Origin of the sequence: Fundidesulfovibrio terrae, from assembly GCF_022808915.1 — a bacterium.
GTDB classification, from domain to species: domain Bacteria; phylum Desulfobacterota; class Desulfovibrionia; order Desulfovibrionales; family Desulfovibrionaceae; genus Fundidesulfovibrio; species Fundidesulfovibrio terrae.
The window spans coordinates 525,935-546,467 of record NZ_JAKZFS010000002.1 but is presented as its reverse complement, the minus strand read 5'-3'; the positions used below and the strand labels follow the sequence as shown (position 1 = coordinate 546,467).

Annotated in this window: 19 protein-coding genes; 2 read left to right on the top strand and 17 right to left on the bottom strand. The window is 64.2% G+C overall.

The window, feature by feature from the left end; genetic code table 11:
- The first annotated feature begins 15 nt into the window (after positions 1-15).
- Complete coding sequence (locus ML540_RS09590; protein WP_243360315.1) at positions 16-1,353, top strand: ArsB/NhaD family transporter; 1,338 nt, start codon at positions 16-18, stop codon at positions 1,351-1,353.
- A 154-nt stretch (positions 1,354-1,507) separates the two neighbouring features.
- Here the strand turns inward: ML540_RS09590 and ML540_RS09585 are convergent, their stop codons facing one another.
- The 16 genes from ML540_RS09585 to ML540_RS09510 all read right to left on the bottom strand — a co-directional run bounded on the left by ML540_RS09585 (position 1,508) and on the right by ML540_RS09510 (position 18,060).
- Complete coding sequence (locus tag ML540_RS09585) at positions 1,508-3,229, bottom strand: FAD-dependent oxidoreductase (protein WP_243360313.1); 1,722 nt, start codon at positions 3,227-3,229, stop codon at positions 1,508-1,510.
- Positions 3,230-3,313: 84 nt separating this feature from the next.
- Positions 3,314-3,670: a response regulator gene (locus ML540_RS09580; RefSeq protein ID WP_243360311.1), complete on the bottom strand. Its 357-nt coding sequence runs from the start codon at positions 3,668-3,670 to the stop codon at positions 3,314-3,316.
- Positions 3,671-3,692: 22 nt separating this feature from the next.
- A complete protein-coding gene (locus tag ML540_RS09575; protein ID WP_243360309.1) occupies positions 3,693-5,321 on the bottom strand; it encodes a sensor histidine kinase in 1,629 nt (542 codons plus the stop codon).
- Positions 5,318-5,485, bottom strand: coding sequence for a hypothetical protein (locus ML540_RS09570; protein ID WP_243360307.1), 168 nt, complete (start codon positions 5,483-5,485; stop codon positions 5,318-5,320). The genes ML540_RS09575 and ML540_RS09570 overlap by 4 nt, the downstream gene beginning before the upstream one ends.
- 305 nt (positions 5,486-5,790) lie before the next feature.
- Positions 5,791-6,324 (bottom strand): bacterioferritin, encoded by a 534-nt coding sequence (locus tag ML540_RS09565; RefSeq protein ID WP_243360304.1) that lies wholly within the window; start codon positions 6,322-6,324, stop codon positions 5,791-5,793.
- A gap of 140 nt (positions 6,325-6,464) precedes the next feature.
- Complete coding sequence (gene katG / locus ML540_RS09560; protein ID WP_243360302.1) at positions 6,465-8,657, bottom strand: catalase/peroxidase HPI; 2,193 nt, start codon at positions 8,655-8,657, stop codon at positions 6,465-6,467.
- Positions 8,650-8,838 (bottom strand): catalase, encoded by a 189-nt coding sequence (locus tag ML540_RS09555; RefSeq protein WP_279343339.1) that lies wholly within the window; start codon positions 8,836-8,838, stop codon positions 8,650-8,652. Before ML540_RS09555 ends, katG begins: the two co-directional genes overlap by 8 nt.
- A 333-nt stretch (positions 8,839-9,171) precedes the next feature.
- Positions 9,172-10,197, bottom strand: a complete 1,026-nt coding sequence (locus ML540_RS09550) for an SDR family oxidoreductase (RefSeq protein WP_243360299.1) — start codon at positions 10,195-10,197, stop codon at positions 9,172-9,174.
- 282 nt (positions 10,198-10,479) lie between these two features.
- A complete protein-coding gene (locus ML540_RS09545; protein WP_243360297.1) occupies positions 10,480-10,965 on the bottom strand; it encodes an asparaginase domain-containing protein in 486 nt (161 codons plus the stop codon).
- Between the two features lie 4 nt (positions 10,966-10,969).
- The gene (locus ML540_RS09540; protein WP_243360863.1) at positions 10,970-12,421 is read right to left on the bottom strand and encodes an aspartate ammonia-lyase; all 1,452 of its coding nucleotides are present in this window, start codon (positions 12,419-12,421) and stop codon (positions 10,970-10,972) included.
- Between the two features lie 45 nt (positions 12,422-12,466).
- Positions 12,467-13,171, bottom strand: a complete 705-nt coding sequence (locus ML540_RS09535; protein ID WP_243360295.1) for an ABC transporter ATP-binding protein — start codon at positions 13,169-13,171, stop codon at positions 12,467-12,469.
- On the bottom strand, positions 13,164-13,949 hold the full coding sequence (locus tag ML540_RS09530; RefSeq protein ID WP_243360293.1) for an ABC transporter ATP-binding protein: 786 nt from the start codon (positions 13,947-13,949) through the stop codon (positions 13,164-13,166). Before ML540_RS09530 ends, ML540_RS09535 begins: the two co-directional genes overlap by 8 nt.
- Entirely contained in the window at positions 13,946-14,980 is a 1,035-nt protein-coding gene (locus ML540_RS09525; protein WP_243360291.1) for a branched-chain amino acid ABC transporter permease, read from the bottom strand. Before ML540_RS09525 ends, ML540_RS09530 begins: the two co-directional genes overlap by 4 nt.
- Entirely contained in the window at positions 14,981-15,874 is an 894-nt protein-coding gene (locus tag ML540_RS09520; protein WP_243360289.1) for a branched-chain amino acid ABC transporter permease, read from the bottom strand. It lies immediately after the preceding gene.
- A gap of 92 nt (positions 15,875-15,966) precedes the next feature.
- A complete protein-coding gene (locus tag ML540_RS09515) occupies positions 15,967-17,103 on the bottom strand; it encodes an ABC transporter substrate-binding protein (protein WP_243360287.1) in 1,137 nt (378 codons plus the stop codon).
- A gap of 189 nt (positions 17,104-17,292) precedes the next feature.
- On the bottom strand, positions 17,293-18,060 hold the full coding sequence (locus tag ML540_RS09510; protein ID WP_243360285.1) for an IclR family transcriptional regulator: 768 nt from the start codon (positions 18,058-18,060) through the stop codon (positions 17,293-17,295).
- A gap of 451 nt (positions 18,061-18,511) precedes the next feature.
- Between ML540_RS09510 and ML540_RS09505 the strand changes: the two genes are divergently transcribed.
- Positions 18,512-19,294: a PEP-CTERM sorting domain-containing protein gene (locus ML540_RS09505; RefSeq protein ID WP_243360282.1), complete on the top strand. Its 783-nt coding sequence runs from the start codon at positions 18,512-18,514 to the stop codon at positions 19,292-19,294.
- A gap of 199 nt (positions 19,295-19,493) precedes the next feature.
- Here ML540_RS09505 and tdh read toward each other — a convergent pair whose 3' ends face one another.
- Entirely contained in the window at positions 19,494-20,522 is a 1,029-nt protein-coding gene (gene tdh / locus ML540_RS09500; protein WP_243360280.1) for an L-threonine 3-dehydrogenase, read from the bottom strand.
- Positions 20,523-20,533: the final 11 nt, after the last annotated feature.

Genomic DNA, 20,533 nt, shown 5'->3' with positions numbered 1-20,533 from the left:
GCAGGGGGACATCCCATGCCCGAGATACACGCCTATGCCATCTACGCAGTCTTCGGAGCGGTCATCGCGTGCATCGCCCTAAACCTGATGGACATGACCCTGGCCGCTCTCTTGGGGCTTTGCGCGCTGACCCTGCTCGGCATCGTCAACCAGCCGGACGTCATGCGCGCCGTGGCCGCTTCCGAGGGGGCCCTCTCGCTTCTCTTCGGCGGCATGGTGGTGGCGCGGGTGCTCGCGCCCACGGGCATCTTCGAAAACGCCGGGACGCGCATGCTCATCCTGACCCGGGGCAGCGGCAGGAGGTTCCTCCTGTATCTCACGGTGCTCGTCTCCGTGGTGTGCGCCATCCTGCCCAACGCCACGGCGGTGATTCTCGTCGCCCCCATCATCATCCGGGTCTGCCGGGAGCTGGACGTGGACATCGCGGGCCCGATGATCCTGACGGCCATGCTCAGCAACGCAGCGGGGCTGCTCACCCTGGTGGGGGACCCGGCCACATTCCTGGTGGGCCAGGCCGTGGGCCTAAGCTTCACTGAATATCTCGGGAAGGTCAGCCTGGGGGGCGTGCTGGCCATCGCCGTGCTGGTGCCGCTGATGCCGCTGCTTTTCGGCAAGGTGTGGCGAACCAGGCGGGAACTGCCCCCCGGACTGGCCCCGGCCCCCATCGAACGCCCGTCCTTCTGCGCCTTCGCCGTCCTGGCCCTGGCCTTCATGGTGGGCATGTTCCTGGTGGGGGAGAGCATGCCGACCCCGGTGATTCCCCCGGCGGCGGCCATCATGGGGGCGAGCCTGGCGCTCCTGGCCATCCAGTCGTCAAAGGTGGAGCCCATGGAGAACGTGTTCAAGGACATCGACTGGAAGACGCTCATCTTCATCTTCTGCATGATGTGCTACGTGGAGGAGATCACCAAGACCGGCATCCTGGCGGGATTCTCCCGGTCCCTGCACGGGGCGTTCGGGGACAACCTGCTGCTGGCCGGATTCGTGCTGCTGGGGTGCATCGGGCTCGCATCGGGATTCTTGGCCAACATCCCGGTGGTGGCCGCGGCGGTGCTCATGACCAAGGGCTATTTCGTGCTGCTGAACATGGTGCCGGAGGAGGCTCTTGGCGCGTCCTTCACGGACTGGCCGGACACGTCGCTGCCGGTGTTCGTGGCCATGATGTTCGGGGGGACGCTGGGCGGAAACGCCACGCTCATAGGTTCGTCGGCCAACCTGGTGAGCGTGGGCATCTGCGGGGCCAACGGACGTCCGGTGCGCTTCGTGGAGTTCTTGCGCTACGGCGTGCCCGTCGCGTGCTGCCAGCTGGCGGCCTCGGCGGCCTACGTCTGGATGCTCTCCAAAACGCTCTAGCCCCTGCCCGCTCACGAATCCCGCGAAGCTAACGGCCGGGTCCAGGGGGAGGCTTCTCCCCCTGGCCGCCGGAGGCGTCTTACTCTTCTCTTGATCTTGCGGGGGAGAAGCCTCCGGCGGCCAAAGGGACAAGTCCCATTGGAATCCCGTATAATTAAGCCTCTTCCTGCTTCAGGGGGTCCAGCCCGCTCTGCTTGAGCCCGGCCATGCCGCCGTGAACGTTGAGCACGTCCTTGAACCCGGCCTGTTCCAGGGTGATCTGGCCCTCATAGGAGCGGATGCCCGTGTTGCAGATGAGCACCACGGTCTTGTCGCGGGGAATCTCGTCCAGGCGGTCGCGCAGCTGCCCCTGGGGGATGTTGTGCCATTTGCCGGGGTGGCGCGTCAGGTATGGTCCGGCGTTGTCGGGTTCGCGGCAGTCCAGGAAGAAGCAGGAGTCCTGTTTGCCCTCGAAGTACGCCTCGAACTGTTCGGCGCTGATGCCCTGGTTCAGGCCCGCCAGCATGTTCTCGGCCACGGTGCCCACGGTGTTGACGATGTCCATGGCCGAGGAGAACGGCGGCGAATACGGGTATTCCAGCACGGAGAGGTCCTCCGCCCTGCAGCCCTTCTGCATGAGGGCGGCCACGGCCCCGACGCGCCCCACCAGGGCGTCGCCGGAGGGCCCGAAGCCCTGGATGCCCAGCACCTTCCGGGTGGCGCGGTCCACGGTGACTTCCAGGCTCATGAGCTCCTTGCCGGGGAAGAAGTGGGCCCGGTCGAACTGGATGACCAGGGCGCTGACGGCGTCGAACCCGGCCTGCTTGGCCTGCTCGGGGGTGAGCCCGGCGCCGGCGATGTTTCTCTCGAAGAGCTTCACCGCGAACGATCCCACCGCGCCAGGGAACACGGCGTCCCCGCCGGCCAGGTTGGTGCCGATCACCCGGCCCTGGCGGTTGGCCATGGAACCGAGGGGCAGGTGCATCGAGCCGCCGGTGATCACGTTTTTGATTTCCACGCAGTCGCCGCCGGAGAAGATGTCCGGGTCGGAGGTGCGCATGGTTTCGTCCACCTGCACGCCCCCGCGAGGGGACACGGCCAGACCGGCATCCCGGGCCAGCTCGCCGTTCGGCACCACGCCCGCGGCCAGGACGACCAGATCGGCCTCAAGGACGCGCTTGTCCGTGACCACGCGCTCGGCCTTGCCGTCGCCCTCGATGGAGAGGACCTTCTCGCCGAAATAGAGCTCGACGCCCTTCTCCTGCAGATGGTGGGAAGCCATGCGCGCCAGGAGCGGGCTTAAGTTTCGCGGCAGCAGGTGGTCCATGAGCTCGACCACGGCCACTTCCAGGCCCCACATCTCGGCCAGGGCCTCGGCCACTTCCAGGCCGATGAAGCCCGAGCCCACCACCACGGCCCGCCCGGCCTTGCCGGTGCTGATGAGGCCGCGCACGGCCTCGGCGTCGTGGAGGTTGGCCACGGCGTGCACGCCGGGAAGGTCCACGCCCGGGATGTCCAGCTTGCGGGGGGACGCGCCGGTGGCCAGCACCAGCTTGTCGTAGGGGATTTCGGTCTCGACTCCGGTATCCAGGTTGCGCGTTGCCACGACCTTGCGCTTGCGGTCGACTCGCACGGCCTCGGTGCGGGTGAGGACGTCGATGTCCTTGCAGCCGTGGAAGAAAGCCTCGTCGCGCACCAGCTTGAAGCTGGTGGTGCGCAGCTCCTTCAAGTCTGAGACGTCGCCGGAGATGAAATAGGGAATGCCGCAGCCGCCGTAGGACACGATGCGGTCGCGGTCGATCATGGTTACTTGTGCGCCTGGGCGCAGGCGTTTGAAGCGGCAGGCGGCCTTGGGGCCAAGCGCTACCGCCCCGACGATCACGACGTGCTCGGACATTGGCTAAGACTCCTCATATGGTTTGAGGGTCTTGTACGGCACTTGAGCCGTCAAGCCAAGGTCCGCGAGCGCGGACGACGGGGTTTAGTTGCCGCCTGCGGTGATGCCGGAAAGGACCTTCTGGAGCAGGGTGATGTCCAGGGGCTTGTTGATGAAGGCCAGGGGCTTGGCCGCACTGGCGCGGCTTACGGTGGAGTCGTCGGAATAGGCGGTGACGAATATCACCGGCACGTCGCGGTTCTGCTTCATGAGCATGGAGGTTTCGATGCCGTCGAGTTCGCCGTCCAGGCGGATGTCCATGATGACCAAATCGGGGCACTCCTCATCCATGGTCTCCAAGGCTTCCTCGCCGGACGTGACGTTGCCGCAGACCTCGAAGCCGAGCTTCTTGAGCATCCGCTCCGTGGCCATGGCCGCGATGACCTCGTCCTCTACTATCATTGCCTTGGCAGCTCCCATTGAGCTACGCCTCCTTGACCGGAAAAGTTACAATGAACGACGTGCCCGGACCTTTCCCGATCGACAGGGAGCCCCGCAACTGCCTTGTCAACTGCACAACCAATTGCATGCCCAGTGTCGGCGTATCCTGAACGTCGAAACTTTCAGGCAACCCTACGCCGTTATCGGATACACCCGCTTCCAGGGCTCCGTCAACACGCCGGACAAATACCGTGATGACCCCGGACTCCAGGCCGATAAAGGCGTGCTTCACCGAATTGGTCACCAGTTCGTTGAGGACGAGCCCGAACGGAATGGCCTGCTCGATGGACAGGGACGTGTCCTGCACGTCCACGGAGCAGCGCATGTCCCGGCCGCAGCTGAAGGCCGACGCCAGCCTCGGCACGAGCTTGTTCACGTATTCGCGGATGCGCACCCGGGACATGCCCTCGGACCGGTACAGCTCCTCATGCACCAGGGCCATGGTGGAGATACGGTTGCGGCTCTCCACGAACATGTCCAGGTACTGCTTATCGGACACGCGATCGGCCTGGAGGTAGAGCAGGCTCGATATGATCTGCAGGTTGTTCTTGACCCGGTGGTGGATCTCACGCAGCAGGACATCCTTTTCGTGCAGGGATTCGCGAAGCCTGACCTCGCTCGCGGCGATGCGCCCGGCCATCTCCTCCACGGCCTTCTCGAGGCTGGCGAGTTCTTCGAAGACGGGGGTCTCCCGGCGGGAAAAACCGTCCAAAGAGGGCATCGCCTCGAGTTTTTTCACCGCCTCGGCCATGGGCCGGGCTATGGAGTTGTTCAGTTCGCGCCGCAGCGAGAGTGTCAGGGCGATGAACACCACGGCCATGAGGCCGGTGGCCACGGCCACGGGTGCTATGGCCGGGGCGAAGGCGTCCACAGCGCCGGTGCGCACCAGCACGAACCAGCCCGTGCCGGGAACCCGGGCGTACGCCCCCAGGTACAGCGTCCCGTCCTCGTCGTGCACGCAGGAGCGCATCCCCGACATGGCCGCCAGGAAAAGGGGCGAATCCCCGATGTTGCCATGGGTGGCCACCATGCCGGGATCGGGATGGATGATGACGTTGCCGAAAGCGTCGCACAGGATGACGTCTCCGATGCGGGTTTTCGACATGGCCGCGATGTGCCCGGCCAGCTCCTTCAGGTTGAGCTCGGCGGCCAGGGTGGAGCCCCCGGCCCCCCTGACGCCGATGAGCACCGCGGTGTCCCCGGACTGGGGGGAAGGAAGCGGCCGCGACAAAAGAAGCCTGCGCTCGGAAGAGCTGTCAAAACCGGTGGTGAAGTTAAGCCCCTTGCCGCCCGGCGGCGCGGCCGCCACCACGGTGTTGCCCGCGTCGACCTGGAGCAGGCGGTCGATCATGGGCATGACCACGAGCATATCCTCGAGCGACTTGTGGGTGGGATCGTCCGTGAAATGCTCCAGGGAATGCCACACTCCGTCCATGTAGCCTTGGGTGAACGTGGCCAGAGTCGCGGCGAAGTCCTGGTTGCGCCGTTCCACGGAGCGCTTGCGCTCCGCGCCCAACACCAGGGTCAGGACCGCCAGGCAGACCACGGCCGGAACCATGGAGCGCAGAACGAGTCCATTGCGGATGATGGTCGCGATGGGCTTGAAATTCATTGTGAATCCGACGAGTTGAGTACGGTCTTGAAACGGCCGTTGCGGATGGTGACGCTGAAGTGGTCCGGGACCGCATCACCGCACCGGTCCAGGCCGAACGTGCCACACTGAGCCTGCACGGTCTCGGAGGGGGACAACCCGCCCAGGATAAAACCACGCCGCATCAGGCAACCGCCTCGTGTTGGGATAACCCCCCCGGGCATGGAACATCTTGATCCCGGAATCACTTCCGGGCTGGATCAATACGGCATTTGCCGCATCCTGACAATCGCCAGAAGGAACTTCCTGCGCATCTGTGAACCGGTTTACCGGCACACGCTTTCGAGGATGGAAGACGGCGAGGAGGTCGCCAGCATGCCGTCCGGACAAGCCACGGCCAGGGCAAGGGCCGCGATTCGCCATGGATCGGAGCGCCGCTTGAGGCCTCCCCCGGCCGGAAACCATCCCGGCCGGGGGAGGCGTGAACAGGCTAGGCCGCTCCGCCGCCGAGGGCAAAGCCCTTGGAGAAGCCGCCCGTGCTGGACGGAGTCCCGGCGATCTTGGAGAGGTACGTGTCGCCGAGAGTTTTGATGTGTTCGTCCACGTTGTCGAAATGATTGAAGTGCGCCTGCTCTTCATCAATGATTGTCTCAAGGAGCTTCGCGCTGATGTTGTCGCCCATTTCGCGGCACATGCCCAGGAACTGGTTGTACTTGTCGATGGTGTCGTCTTCCACAGCGCTGTCATAGGGGAAGACGGCCCGGACGTCCTGGCCCTTCACCACCGTGCCCACCAGGGTGGTGGTGGGTTCGCCGCCCAGCTCCTTGATGCGGTCGGCGAACATTTCGGCGTGGCGCATCTCGTCGATGGCGATGAGCTTCATGTTCTTGGCCAGCTCGCCATAGTCCTTGTTGTCCAGGTTGTAGTGCTGGTTCATGTACTGGCTGATGGCGAAGAGCTCCATTCCCCTGGCGGTGTTCAGCGCCTCGATCACCTTCTGCTTACGCGCTTCCTTGTCCGGCATCGTCGTTCTCCTTGTTGCTTCATTTCAGGGCCCCACGCGCCCGGGAAGGCGCGTGGGGCACGAGGTTTCGGATTCCTGAATCCAATACACGATCTTCACGGCAAACCCAAGACTGAATGCCTCCTTCGCCACCCGTGCGTTCAGGCGAGGTCGAAGCGGTCGAGGTTCATTACCTTGGTCCATGCCGACACGAAGTCGTCCGTGAACTTCTCCTGGGAATCATCGCATCCATAGACTTCCGCAATTGCGCGGAGTTGGGAGTTCGAACCGAAGACCAGGTCGATACGCGTGCCGGTCCATTTGAGTTCGCCCGTCGCGCGGTCGCGCCCCTCGAACAGGTTTTCGTCCGGGGTTGCTTTCCACTCGGTGCGCATGTCGAGCAGATTCATGAAGAAGTCGTTGGTGAGCGCTCCCGGCCGACGGGTGAAGACGCCGTGCGGGGACTGGCCGAAGTTGGCGTTCAAAACGCGCATGCCGCCGACGAGAACCGTCATCTCGGGCGCGGTCAGCGTCAGCAGCTGCGCGCGGTCCACCAGCAGTTCCTCCGCCGTCACGGAGAACTTGCCCTTGAGGTAGTTCCGGAACCCGTCCGCCACCGGTTCCAGCACCGCGAACGAGGCCGCGTCGGTCTGCTCCCGCGAAGCGTCTGTGCGCCCCGGTGAGAAGGGTACCGTCACGTCGTGTCCGGCGGCCTTGGCCGCCTTCTCCACGCCCGCACAGCCGCCCAGGACGATCAGGTCGGCGAGAGAGACCTTCTTGTTTCCGGACTGCGCGCCGTTGAACTCCTTCCGGACTGCCTCGAGGGTCGCAAGCACCGCCGAGAGCTGGTCCGGCTGGTTGACCGCCCAATCCTTTTGCGGCGCCAGGCGGATGCGCGCCCCGTTGGCCCCGCCGCGCTTGTCGGAACCCCGGAACGTGGACGCCGAAGCCCAGGCGGTGGAGACCAGCTGGGAAACGGACAGCCCCGAAGCCAGTATCCTGGCCTTGAGGCCGGCGATATCCTTCCCGTCGATCAATTCATGGTCGACCGGGGGCACGGGGTCCTGCCAGATGAGGTCTTCCTTGGGGACCAGCGAGCCGAGATAGCGCGAACGCGGCCCCATGTCGCGGTGCGTCAGCTTGAACCAGGCCCGAGCGAAGTCGTTGGCCAACTTCTGGGGATTCTTCTGGTAGTTGCGCGCGATGGGTTCAAAAATCGGGTCGAACCGGAGGGAGAGGTCCGCGGTGGTCATCATGGGACGCAATCTCTTGGACTTGTCGTGCGCGCCGGCCACCATGTCCTCGGGGGCCACGTCCTTGGCCAGCCATTGGTTCGCCCCGGCCGGGCTCTTCACCAACTCCCACTCGTATTTGAACAGCGTGTTCAGATAGCCCATGTCCCATGTGGTCGGGTTCGCCTTCCAGGCGCCCTCGATGCCGCTGCCGATGGCATCTCCACCCTTGCCGCTGCCGAAGCTGCTCTTCCAGCCGAGCCCCTGCTCCTCGAGGCCCGCGCCTTCCGGCGCAGGTCCGACCAGCGCGGCGTCGCCGGCGCCGTGGCACTTGCCGAACGTGTGCCCGCCCGCAACGAGCGCCACAGTCTCCTCGTCGTTCATGGCCATGCGCGCGAAGGTCTCGCGCACGTCGCGGCCCGACGCCACCGGATCGGGATTGCCGTTTGGCCCTTCCGGGTTCACGTAAATCAGGCCCATCTGCACCGCAGCCAGGGGATTGTCGAGTTTCCGATCGCCCGTGTAACGGTTGTCCCCCAGCCAGGTGTCCTCAGACCCCCAGTAGATATCTTCTTCGGGCTCCCAGACGTCCTCGCGACCGCCGCCGAAACCGAACGGCGTAAGCCCCATGGATTCTATGGCGCAGGTGCCCGCGAGGACCATGAGGTCGGCCCAGGAAATCTTCCTGCCGTACTTCTGCTTGATGGGCCAAAGCAACCTGCGCGCCTTGTCCAGGTTGACGTTGTCGGGCCAGCTGTTGAGGGGAGCAAGGCGCTGGCTGCCGGACCCTGCCCCGCCGCGTCCGTCGCCGGTGCGGTATGTCCCGGCGCTGTGCCAGGCCATGCGGATGAAAAGAGGGCCGTAGTGGCCGTAGTCCGCCGGCCACCAGTCCTTGGAATCGGTCATCAGGGCGAAGAGATCCTTCTTCACTGCTTCAAGGTCGAGCTTCTTGAACTCCCTGGCGTAGTTGAAGTCCGCGCCCATGGGATTGGACTTGCAGGAATGCTGGTGCAGAATGTTGAGGTTCAGCTGGTTCGGCCACCAGTCACGGTTGGAAGTGCCGCCCCCGGCCACCTGGCTGCCGGATCTGCCCGTCACCGGGCACTTCTTATCGTCACTCATAATGCAACCTCCCGCAGTTTATGTATTCTTCGCTGCTGCGTTCCCGGTCGAAACGGGCCAGCTTCTCCATGGGATGCACGTTCTGCACGAGCGCGGGGCCGCGACCTCCGGCGGGCATGCTGTTCTGGTCGTCGCCCACGGGGATTGCGAAGGCTGTGGTCAGGGTCTTCTTTCCGGACATGGTCGCCCCCTCTGTTCCTGACCGGGCCGAACGGAAAAGCGCCCGGCCGGCAAGGATTTTACCGCAGCCTATACACGAACATGCGCAGGAGGAGAACTATGGGCCCGATCGAGAACGAGTCGGCCAGGACGCCGAAAAGATGGGGGTTTTCGGGATGCTGCGATTTTTGGGGGAGAATACGGAAGAAAGATGGATAAAATTTTATCTCTCGGTCGCGGAAAAGCATGAAGGGCGGCGGATTCCTCCGCCGCCCCATCATGACGCACGCCCGGACGTTCGGTCCGGGCAACGAAACACGGTCGAGGCGGGAAGCCCCCGCCCACGCCCCCAACTTTACTTGGCGGCCGTGGCGAAATACCAGTCAGCCGCCCGCTCGAGCCCCTCGCCGATCATGACCGCCGGCTTGTAGCCGAGCAGCGTCTCGGCGCGCGAGATGTTCGCCAGGGAGTGCCGCACGTCGCCAGGGCGCTCCTCGCGGTAGGTCGGCTGGGCCTTGGCGGCCTCGGGCCTGCGCCTGGCCACCAGGTCGCGGATGAAGCCGTAGAGCTCATTCAAGGTGGTGCGCTGCCCGCAGGCCACGTTGTACGCCTTGCCGGACGCTTCGGGATGCTGCGAGAGCGCGGCCAGCAGGTTGGCCCGCACGGCGTTCTCCACGAAGCAGAAGTCGCGGCTGGTCTCGCCGTCGCCGTTGATGAACACCGGCTCGCCGTTCAGAAGCGAGGCGAACCACTTGGGGATGACCGCCGCGTAGGCCCCGTTGGGGTCCTGGCGGGGGCCGAAGATGTTGAAGTAGCGCAGTCCCGCCACCTCCAGCTTGTAGCAGGCGGCGAACACGCGGGCGTAGAGCTCGTTGGCGTTCTTGGACACTGCGTAGGGGGAGAGTTGGTTGCCGATGGTGTCTTCGACCTTGGGCAGGGCCGGATGGTCGCCGTAGACCGAACTGGAGGAGGCGTACACGAAACGCTTCACCCCGGCGCCCTTGGCCGCGGTGAGCATGGTCACGAAACCGCCCACGTTGACCGCATTGGTGGTGACCGGATCGGCCAGGGAGCGCGGCACGCTGCCAAGCGCCGCCTGGTGCAGCACGTAGTCCGCTCCGGCGCAGGCGTCGCGGCAGGCGGCCGGATCCTGGATGTCGCCCTCGATGAAGGTGAAGCGCTTCCAGGCGTCCTCGCCCACGGACGCGCGCACGGACTCCAGGTTGGAGCGGTGACCGGTGGCGAAGCTGTCCAGGGCGGTGACCGTCTGGCCGAGGGAGAGCAGGCGTTCCACCAGGTTGGAGCCGATGAATCCGGCCGCGCCGGTCACGACCCATTTGCAGGAAGAAGACTGAAGGGACGATGCTGCCTGTTCGTACACGGGAAGAGCCTCCTTGGGCTTAAGCCGGAGGGCTCGGTGGAAAGAAGCCTCCGGCGGCCAAAGGGACTTCGTCCCTTTGGAATCCCCTATTCTGTTTTGATTGAAGCGCCACCCCGTGGATGGTCGGGGCCTGGACGCACGCGGCAGTGATGTGAACTACTTTCGCCGTATTGGCAATGCCGAGCCCGGGCGCGAAAGGACCGCGCCTCCGCGAAGCCGAAAGGGTGTCCAGAGGGCGAAGCCCTTTGGCCGCCGGAGGTTTCCTCCTGCCCGGCCTGCGCCCTACTCCACGGTCTCGAAGCGTCCGGCGTCGCGATTCTTGCGGACCTTGCCCGCCTCGAACACCACCCCGTTCATGCAGATGTACACGCCGGACGCAAGCGACTGCACCGCGCCCACGGCGCAGCCCACGTTGAACCCGGCGTCCGAGCCCTTGAAGCGGGCCGGGCTGAGCGCCCCGGTGAACACGATGGTCTTGCCCGGCAGGCCCATCAGGGCCTTGGCGGTGTCGGCCATGGTGTCGGTGCCGTGGGTGACCAGGATGAACGGGCAGGGGTCGGCCTCGATGCGGGCGCGCAGCATGGCCCGGTCCTCGTCGGTCAGGTGAAGGCTGTCCTTGCGCAGCACCTCGTGGACCTCGAAATCGAAGGCGCCGTGGGCCTCTTTGAGGATCTCGCCCACCTGGGGCGAACCCACCGTGTAGTCCGAGAGGTCGTCGAAGTAGATTTTGTCGATGGTTCCGCCCATCGTATAGATCGATATCTTCACGGTCTTATTCCTTGCCGTCCACGCCTTCGCAATCGTCCAGGCGCTCGGGGGTGAAACAGACGTATTCACGCCTGGGTTCGCTGGGCCGCAGCATGTGTCTGGGATCGAGAACGTCTTCCAGGCGCGCCTCGTCCCAGCCCAGCAGCTCCCTGGCCGCGCCCCGCACCGTGGCGCCCGTGCGCGCGGCGTGCTGGGCAACCTTGGCGGCCATGTCGTAGCCCACTTGGGGGCACAGGGCCGTGGCCAGGCCAAGGCTCTGCTCCACGTAGCGGCGGCACTGTTCCTCGTCGGCCTCGATGCCCTTGACGCACTTCTCGGCCAGCACCACGCACCCGCGACGCAGAAGCATCAGCGAGTTGAACAGATTGTGGGCCAGCACCGGCTCCATGGCGTTGAGCTCCAGCTGTCCTGCCTCGGCGGCCATGGTGACGGTGAGGTCCGAGCCGATCACCTGGAAGGCGATCTGGTTGACCACCTCGGGGATCACCGGGTTGACCTTGCCGGGCATGATGGACGAGCCGGGAGCCATCTTGGGCAGGCGTATCTCGCCCAGGCCGCAGCGCGGCCCCGAGGAGAGAAGGCGCAGGTCGTTGCAGATCTTGGAGAGCTTGACCGCCGTGCGCTTGAGCACGCCCGAGAACTGCACGTAGGCTCCGGCGTCCTGGGTGGCCTCCACGAGGTTTTCGGCCAGGACCATGCGCTGTCCGCTCACCTGGTTAAGGATGGCCACTACCAGGGGGGCGTACTCGGGCGGGGCGTTGATGCCCGTGCCGATGGCCGTGCCGCCCAGGTTGATCTCGCGCACCAGGTCCAGGGCCTCCAGCAGGCGCTGCCGGTCCTCCTCCACCATGACCGCCCATGCCTTGAACTCCTGGCCCAGGGTCATGGGCACGGCGTCCTGCATCTGGGTGCGCCCGATCTTGATGACGTGGGCGAACTCAGTGGCCTTAGCGTCGAAGGCGGCGCTCAGGCGCCCCATGGCCTTGTGCAGGGCCTGGCCCATGGTGATGAGCGTCAGGCGGATGGCCGAAGGATAGACGTCGTTGGTGGACTGGGACAGGTTGACGTGGTTGTTGGGGTGCAGAAAGGCGTAGTCGCCGCGCTTGCGGCCCAGGATTTCCAGGGCCAGGTTGGCGATCACCTCATTGGCGTTCATGTTGCTCGAGGTGCCCGCCCCGCCCTGGATCACGTCAACGCGGAAATGGCCCCGATGCTTGCCCGCCAGAAGGAGATCGCAGGCCTCGCGGATGGCCTTGGCCCTGGTGGAGTCCAGGAGGTCCATGCGCTCGTTGGCCATGGCCGCCGCCTTCTTGATGGCGGCCAGGGCCTTCACGAACTCGGGGTAATGGGAGATGCGCACCCCGGTGATGGGGAAGTTGTACACCGCGCGCAGGGTCTGGATGCCGTAGAGGGCCCCGGCGGGCACGGCCATCTCGCCCAGCGAGTCGGACTCCATGCGCACGGGCCCGGAGGGCGCGACGAACGCGAGGGTATCCACGCTTTATCCTCCCAGGTAGGCTTCGCAGACGCGCTTGTCCGCGATGAGTTCCTCGCCCGAGCCCTGGAGCACGATGGCGCCGGTCTCCAGCACGTAGGCGTGGTGGGCCACCTTGAGCGCGGCGTAGGCGTTCTGCTCGACGAGCAGCACGGTCATGCCCTTGGCGTTGATGGTCTTGATGATCTCGAACACGTCGCGCACCAGTAGCGGCGCGAGGCCGAGGCTCGGCTCGTCGAGCATGACCACCTCGGGGGCGCTCATGAGGGCGCGCCCCACGGCCAGCATCTGCTGCTCACCGCCGGAAAGGGTGCCGCCCCGCTGCTGCTGGCGTTCGCGCATGCGCGGGAAGAGCTCGTACACCCAGGCCAGGTCCTTCTCGATGCCTTCCTTGTCGGAGCGGCTGTAGGCCCCGAGCATGAGGTTCTCGTACACCGACAGGTGGGGGAAGATGCGCCGCCCCTCCGGAGACATGACCACTCCGGACTTGACGATCTCCACCGGGTTCATGGCCCCGATGTCCTTGCCGTTGTAGGTGATGGAGCCGGACTTGTTCTTGATGAGCCCGGCGATGGCCCGTAGCGTGCTCGACTTGCCCGCGCCGTTGGCCCCGATGAGGGTGACGATCTTGCCCTGGGGCACTTCCAGGGAGACGCCCTTCAGGGCGTGGATGCCCCCGTAGTGCACGTGGAGGTCCGTGATCTTAAGCATCGCAGTGGGCCTCCTCGCCGAGGTACGCCTCGATGACCTTGGGGTTGGACTTGATGGCCTCGGGGTTCCCGTCGGCGATGGTCACGCCGTAGTCCAGCACCCACATGTGCTCGCAGATCTCCATGACCAGCTTCATGTCGTGCTCGATGAGGAACACGGTGAGCCCGAACTGATCGCGGATGTCGCGGATGAAGCGGATGAGGTCCTGGGTTTCCTGGGGGTTCATGCCCGCGGCGGGCTCGTCGAGCAGGAGAAGCCCGGGCTTGGTGGCCAGGGCGCGGGCGATCTCAAGGCGACGCTGGGCTCCGTACGGAAGGCTCGCGGCCTTCTCGCCCGCCAGGTGCTTGAGTCCCACCACGTCGAGAAGCTCCAGGGAGCGCGCGCGCATCTCACGGTCTTCCTTGAGGTAGGCCGGAGTGAAGAACACGGCCTGCATCCAGTTGGTCTTCTGGCGCACGTGCCCGCCGATCATCACGTTTTCCAGCACGGTCTCGTTGCCGAAAAGCCGGATGTTCTGGAAGGTGCGCGCGATGCCGGAGCGGCAGTTCATGTGCGGGGGCAGCCCCGTGATGTCGCGGCCCATGAAGGAGAGGCTCCCTTCAGTGGGCTTGTAGAAGCCGGTGATCATGTTGAAGCAGGTAGTCTTGCCCGCCCCGTTGGGGCCGATGAGCCCGGTGATGCTCCCGGCGGGCAGGCTGGCGCTGAACTGGGAAACGGCGGTGAGGCCACCGAAACGCATGGTCAGGCCGTTCACTTCGAGGACGTGGTCTTTGTTCATTTGGACTTCCCCATCTTTGCGGCCAGCGCGCTCCAGGAAAACTCGCGCATGCCCATGAGCCCTTCGCGCCTAAAGAGGATCACGAAGATGAGCGCCAGCGAGAACACCACCATGCGCATGCCCGGGATGCCCGCGATCTCGAACCCGCCGAACTCGATGGGGTTCTCCACCACGCGCAGCCACTCCAGCAGCACCGTGATGCCGATGCCCGCCAGCACCGAGCCGGTGATGGACCCGAGCCCGCCCGTGACCACGATCATGAGCACGTTGAAGGTCAGGGTGAACAGGAACATCTTGGGGTCGATGGTGGTGAGCAGGCTCGCCAGAAGCGCGCCGCCGATGCCCGCGAAGAAGGACCCCACCGTGAAGGACAACAGCTTGTAGCGGAACACGTCGATGCCCATGGCCTTGGCCGCGTACTCGTCGTCGCGGATGGCCTTGAGCACGCTGCCGGTGTTGGACTTGAGCAGGCGCACGATGACGTAGAGCGTCACCACGCACCAGCCGAAGTTCCACCAGAGGTTGGCGTGGTCCGGGATGCCCTTGAGGCCCAGTGACCCGTTGGTGATGGAGGTGAAGTTGGTGGCCAGGATACGCACGATCTCGGCGAATCCGAGGGTGGCGATGCCCAGGTAGTCGTCTCCCAGGCGCAGAAGCGGTATGCCGACGAGAAGCCCGAACAGGGCCGCCACAAGGCCGCCCGCCACTACCGCCACCAAAAACGGGGCCTGGGCGTTCTGGACCCAGTCGAAGGCCCCGCCCAGGATGAACAGGGTGTCCTTCTGATCCGGGGTGAGGATAAGCAGCGAGCACACGTAGGCCCCGATGCACATGAACCCGGCGTGGCCCAGGCTGAACATGCCCGTGAAGCCGTAGATGAGGTTCAGGGACAGGGCCAGGATGATGTTGACGGCGATGAGGTTCAGGATCTGGATCTTGTAGCCGTCCAGCGACCCACCGGCCCACCAGATGAAGAGCCCCAGGACCCCAAGGGCCAGGACGTTAAACAGGAGCAGGGTTGTCTTGCTCATTTAGACCTTCACCTCCATTCTTTCGCCGAACAGGCCCGTGGGCTTGTACATCAGGACCACGATAAGGATGACGAAGGCGAAGGCGTCGCGGTAGCCCGCCAGGTCAGGGAAGAAGGCCACGGTCATGATCTCCACGAAGCCAAGCACGATGCCGCCCACCACGGCGCCCTGGATGGAGCCGATGCCGCCGAACACCGCCGCGATGAACGCCTTGAAGCCGGGGATCGCGCCCATGATGGGCTGCAGCTGCGGGTACCTGAGGGCCCACATGATGCCGCTGGCCGCCGCCAGGCCCGATCCGATGCCGAAGGTGATGGCGATGACCCGGTTGACCGGCACGCCCATGAGGTAGCTGGTCTCGATGTCCTTGCTGATGGCCCGCATGCCAAGGCCGGTCTTGGTGCGGTAGACGATGTAGAGAAGGCCCAGCATCAGGAGCACCGAGAGCACGGGCACGAAAAGCGTGATGGGCAGAACGCGCACATTGCCCATGAGGATGGGGCTCTCCATCCATTCGGGGCGGTAGACCGCGCGGGGAATGGCCTGGAAGAACACGATAGTCACGTTCTGCAGGAAGAACGACACGCCGATGGCGCTGATGAGCGCGGATATGCGTGGCGCGTCCCGCAGGGGCTTGTAGGCCACGCGGTCCACTGCGATGCCCAAGAGGGCGGTGAAGACGATGGAGACCGCGATGGCCACGGGCCAGGGCAAGTGGAGCACCGTGAAGCCCCAGAAGACGAAATAGGCGCCCAGCATGAATATCTCGCTGTGGGCGAAGTTGATCAGGCGCAGGATGCCGTAGACCATGGTGTAGCCGATGGCGATGAGCGCGTAGAGGCTGCCCAGGGTCAGGCTGTTGAGCGCGTGCTGGATGAACGTTTCGACATTCATTTGGGAAAGTCCTTTTGTGGTGCCGTAAGTGGGCGGGGAGGCTTTCGCCTCCCCGCCCGGATGCTCGTCAACGGCGCGGTGAGCGCACCTGATTACAGCTCAGGAGCGACTTCGCCTTCGTAGACCTTCTTGCCGTCCTTGATCTCGATGAGGCCGATGGGCTTCACCGCGTCGTGGGTCTCGTTGATGGTGGTGTCGCCGGTCACGCCCTGGAAGCCCTTGGTCTCGGCCAGGGCCTTGGTGATGGCTTCGGGCTCGGCCTTGCCGGCGCGCTTGATGGCGTCGATGATGATCATGTAGGCGTCGTAGCCCAGGGCCGCGTTGACGTTGGGATCCTTGTCGGCGGCGTGGGTCTTCTTCCACTCGTCGGTGAACTTCTTGGCGGTGGGGTTCATGTTCTTCATGGACGGGTCGTAGGGGAAGGTGGTCTGCACGAAGCCTTCCACGGCCTTGCCGCCGATCTTGGTGATCTCGGGGTTGTCCATGGCGTCGCCGCCCATGATCTTGAAGGTGGCGCCGAGCTCGCGGGCCTGCTTCATGATGATGGCGCCTTCGGCGAAGTAGGAGGGGATGAACAGGACGTCGGGCTTCTCGGCGATGATCTTGGTCAGCTGGGCGGTGAAGTCCTGGTCGCCGGACTGGTAGTTCAGGGTGGCCACGACCTGGCCGCCCATCTTGGTGAAGGACTTCTTGAAGAAGTTGGACAGGCCCACGGAGTAGTCGTTGGCCACGTCAACCAGCATGGCGGCCTTCTTGAAGCCCAGGGTCTTGGCGGCGTAGGTGGCCGCGCCGGCGCCCTGCAGGGGGTCGATGAAGCACACGCGGAAGATGTACTTCTTGCCCTGGGTCACGAGGGGGTTGGTGCAGCTGGTGCCGACCTGGGGGATGCCGGCCTTCTCGGAGACTTCGCCGCCGGCCATGGCCAGGGAGGAGCCGTAGGTGCCGATGATGGCCTGGACCTTCTCTTTCTCGATCAGGCGCTTGGTGGCGTTGGCGGACTCGACCTTGTCGGACTTGTTGTCCACCACGAAGAGCTCGACCTTCTTGCCGAGAACGGTGCCGGCTTCCTTGTGAGCCATCTGCACGCCCTCGAGCTCAAGCTGGCCGCCGAAGGCGTTCTGTCCGGTCAGGGGCAGGAACACGCCGATGCGGACGGTGTCGTCCGCGGCCCAAGCCATGCCCGCGAAAGCGAAGATCATGGCCATGCACAGTGCTAGAATCCTTTTCATCGACATCCCTCCACGTTGTGCGTTGTTTCCGGCCCATCGGAGCCGGACGGGTTACATGACAACCGGGGCCTGGCTGCTTGCGGCGCGGGCGGGCCCGCGCCCATCATACCTGTCGCCGAGAGGACCGGCCCGCGTCCTGTTCGCGAACCGGCCCAATCGACACATCGACAAATTTGAACGGCGCGGATGCTACAACGAGACGACCGCCGAAATCTTCTTGGCCAGCTCCACCAGATAGCCCGAAAAGCGGGCTTCGAATTCCTTCATGGAGTACTGGTCCGTGGTGGAGTCGAAGCTGACTCCGCCGACGACCCTGCCGGTGCGCAGGGAGAAAAGGGGCGCGCCGATGGCGATGAGCCCGGGCACGAATTCCTCGTTGTTCACCGAATAGCCCTTTTCCTGGGCTCTCTTGAGTTCCGCGAGCAGCTCTTCCCTGTCCACGATGGTCTTTTCGGTCTTGGCGGAGAGGTCGAGGCGGTCGAGCAGCTGGCGCAGTTCCCCGGAATCCATGAAGGCCATGGCGGCCTTGCCGGTGGCCAGATAGTAGGGCTCGGAGGAATAGCTGAAGGAACGGAAGACCTGGGTGTCCTTGGATTCGTGCCGGTAGATGAGATAGATGGCGTCGCCCGCCACGATGCCCACGTCAACGTGGACCCCATGCTTGCGGTAGGCCTCTTCCACGAAGGGTTTGACCTGCTGCACCATCTCGCTTTTTTCCATGATGGCGTGTGCGAGCGACAACGAGCGTACGCCCAGGTGGTAGAGCCCGGTGCGCTCGTCGCGGCGGAGGTATCCCAGCTCGCGGAACGTGTTGACGTAGCGGTAGACGGAAGTCTTGTTGAGGCCCACCCGGCCGGAGATCTGGCTCAGCGTGAATCCGGCATCCTCGACCCCGAAGATGTCCAGTATCCGCAAGCCCTTGGCGAGAGTTTCCGAGGCGTTGTCCTTCCCCTTCACGGGCACGCTCCTGAAGCCGGGTGTTGTCTGTCTGGTATGCAGATGCCTCGCGGGCTGGTCGCCCTGTCCGTTTCGCTCAGAGAAACGTTTCATTCGAGGCAGGAACGATCTATGCTTTCAGAGTGTGATTGTCAACATTAATAAAATTTACAATTCTGCTAAACGATCTCGCCATTTAGCATCTGAAACCCTCATCACGCCAACTCCTCGCCCCTCCCTGCGCATCCCGCAAGACCGACCATCCCCGATATTCAAACCTGTCGGAAATCATTACACTATAAGTAATGGCATTCTTTACACTCATCTGATTTGAAACACATTTCTTCCAGTCCAACGGCTGGCGACCCGCGCCATTCATTTATCAACGCAATTTTATAAGGCTGGAATATATTTTGCTATCTCATGCCCCTGAAAATATCGTTAGGACCACAACATATCACCGGAGTCTCAGATGAAAAAAGCATTTCTCCTTCTGGCATTGCTCTTCTGCCTTCCCGGCGTCAGTTTCGCTGCCTCGATCATGCCCGACTTCGCGGATGTCCCAACCGGCTGGACCACCGACAGGTATGCCCCCGCGACTTTCGCCAACATCGGCATATATCAGGGAAGGGACAACGTGCTGGAAATCGGTATCAGCCGCGCCGACGGGTTGACCGCCCGGCCCGCAGCCTATCAGAGCATGTTCTACAACACCCAGGGAGAAAATCACGAGCTTAACGCGGGTTCCGGCTCGATCCTTTCGGCCGCCCTGTGGATTTCCGAGGACTGGTCGGATGCCGCGACGGCCGGCAACGTGCGCACGGACATGTGGGCCGTCATGTCCGACGGTTCGGCCGTCACCGATTACCCGATCATCGGCTTCACCAACTACGGCGGTGCGGCGCGATACCGGATCTGGGACCAGGACACCATCAACGGATGGGTGGATATCAACACCCCCGTGCAGTACGACGCCTGGAACGACTTCGCCATCGACTTCACGGGATCGTCCTACATCTACTCGATCAATGGAACCACCGTCTACACCGACACGACTCTCGGCGGCAGCACCAAGTTCAAGGGCACGATCATGCAGGCCTACAATTTCTTTGATCCCGCCCTGGCCGGCGCCAACCCCGAGCAGTACAGCGTCCATTGGTCGAACACGGTGGCCACTCCCGAGCCCTGCACCATGGGTCTGATGGGCCTGGGCGCGGCGGGCATGGCTTTCATGCGCAGACGCGCCAGGAAGTAGCGGAGCAGTTGCATTCAAATAAGCGCCGCCCCGGCGACCGGATATCCGGTCGCCGGGGCGGCGCTTATTTGCAGGGCCGGCAACGAGCCCCTTCGGCTCACGAATCCCGCGAAGCGGTAACGGGTCCAGGGAACTTCGTTCCCTGGTGGGAGAGTCCAGAGTGGGCGGCACCCTCTCTGGCCGCCGGAGGCATCTTCCTCTACTTCGTCCAGTCCAGGATGACTTTCCCGCTCTGGCCGCCGATCATCACCTCGAAGCCCTTTTCGAACTCCTCCACCGGGAAGTGGTGGGTGATGACGGGGCTTATGTCCAGGCCGCTCTGGAGCATGGCGGTCATCTTGTACCAGGTCTCGAACATCTCGCGGCCGTAGATGCCCTTGATCACCAGCCCCTTGAAGATGACGTGGTTCCAGTCCACGCAGGTGCCGGAGGGCGGAATCCCCAAAAGCGCGACGCGGCCGCCGTGGTTCATGTGGGCGAGCATGTCCGTGAAGGCCACGGGAGCGCCGGACATCTCCAGCCCCACGTCGAAGCCTTCGGTCATGCGCAGGTCGGCCATGACGTCCTTCAGGTCCTCGCGGGAGACGTTCACGGCCCGGGTGGCCCCCATCTTGCGGGCCAGGTCCAGGCGGTAGTCGTTGACGTCGGTGATCACCACATGGCGCGCGCCCACATGGCGGCAGATGGCCACGGCCATGATGCCGATGGGACCGGCCCCGGTGATGAGCACGTCCTCGCCGGTCAGGTCGAAGGACAGGGCGGTGTGCACGGCGTTGCCGAAGGGGTCGAAGATGGAGGCCAGATCATCCGAAATGTCGTCGGGGATCTTGAAAGCGTTGAAGGCCGGGATGGACAGGTACTCGGCGAAGGAGCCTGGGCGGTTCACGCCCACGCCGAAGGTGTTGCGGCACAGGTGCCTGCGCCCGGCGCGGCAGTTGCGGCAGAAGCCGCAGGTGACGTGGCCCTCGCCGGAGACGCGGTCTCCGATTTCGAAGCCGCGCACCTCCTGGCCGATCTCCACGATCTCGCCCACGTATTCGTGTCCCACGTGCATGGGCACGGGGATGGTCTTCTGGGCCCATTCGTCCCATTTCCAGATGTGGATATCGGTGCCGCAGATGGCGGTCTTCTTGATCTTGATGAGCACGTCGTTGTGCCCGACCTCGGGCTTTGGCGTGTCGATGAGCTTGAGCCCGGGGCCGCGTTCGGTTTTTGCCAGCGCTTTCATGTGTGTCTGTC

Bases quoted from the DNA above. Each gene is read 5' to 3' on its own strand.
- ML540_RS09590 (WP_243360315.1), top strand. From the start codon at position 16: ATGCCCGAGATACACGCCTATGCCATCTACGCAGTCTTCGGAGCGGTC.
- ML540_RS09580 (WP_243360311.1), bottom strand. From the start codon at position 3,670: ATGATAGTAGAGGACGAGGTCATCGCGGCCATGGCCACGGAGCGGATG.
- ML540_RS09555 (WP_279343339.1), bottom strand. From the start codon at position 8,838: ATGTCCGGAAAGAAGACCCTGACCACAGCCTTCGCAATCCCCGTGGGC.
- katG (WP_243360302.1), bottom strand. From the start codon at position 8,657: ATGAGTGACGATAAGAAGTGCCCGGTGACGGGCAGATCCGGCAGCCAG.
- ML540_RS09505 (WP_243360282.1), top strand. From the start codon at position 18,512: ATGAAAAAAGCATTTCTCCTTCTGGCATTGCTCTTCTGCCTTCCCGGC.
- ML540_RS09520 (WP_243360289.1), bottom strand. From the start codon at position 15,874: ATGAATGTCGAAACGTTCATCCAGCACGCGCTCAACAGCCTGACCCTG.
- ML540_RS09575 (WP_243360309.1), bottom strand. From the start codon at position 5,321: ATGAATTTCAAGCCCATCGCGACCATCATCCGCAATGGACTCGTTCTG.
- ML540_RS09525 (WP_243360291.1), bottom strand. From the start codon at position 14,980: ATGAGCAAGACAACCCTGCTCCTGTTTAACGTCCTGGCCCTTGGGGTC.
- ML540_RS09540 (WP_243360863.1), bottom strand. From the start codon at position 12,421: ATGGAGTCCGACTCGCTGGGCGAGATGGCCGTGCCCGCCGGGGCCCTC.
- ML540_RS09565 (WP_243360304.1), bottom strand. From the start codon at position 6,324: ATGCCGGACAAGGAAGCGCGTAAGCAGAAGGTGATCGAGGCGCTGAAC.
- ML540_RS09530 (WP_243360293.1), bottom strand. From the start codon at position 13,949: ATGAACAAAGACCACGTCCTCGAAGTGAACGGCCTGACCATGCGTTTC.
- ML540_RS09585 (WP_243360313.1), bottom strand. From the start codon at position 3,229: ATGTCCGAGCACGTCGTGATCGTCGGGGCGGTAGCGCTTGGCCCCAAG.
- tdh (WP_243360280.1), bottom strand. From the start codon at position 20,522: ATGAAAGCGCTGGCAAAAACCGAACGCGGCCCCGGGCTCAAGCTCATC.
- ML540_RS09570 (WP_243360307.1), bottom strand. From the start codon at position 5,485: ATGCGGCGTGGTTTTATCCTGGGCGGGTTGTCCCCCTCCGAGACCGTG.
- ML540_RS09515 (WP_243360287.1), bottom strand. From the start codon at position 17,103: ATGAAAAGGATTCTAGCACTGTGCATGGCCATGATCTTCGCTTTCGCG.
- ML540_RS09535 (WP_243360295.1), bottom strand. From the start codon at position 13,171: ATGCTTAAGATCACGGACCTCCACGTGCACTACGGGGGCATCCACGCC.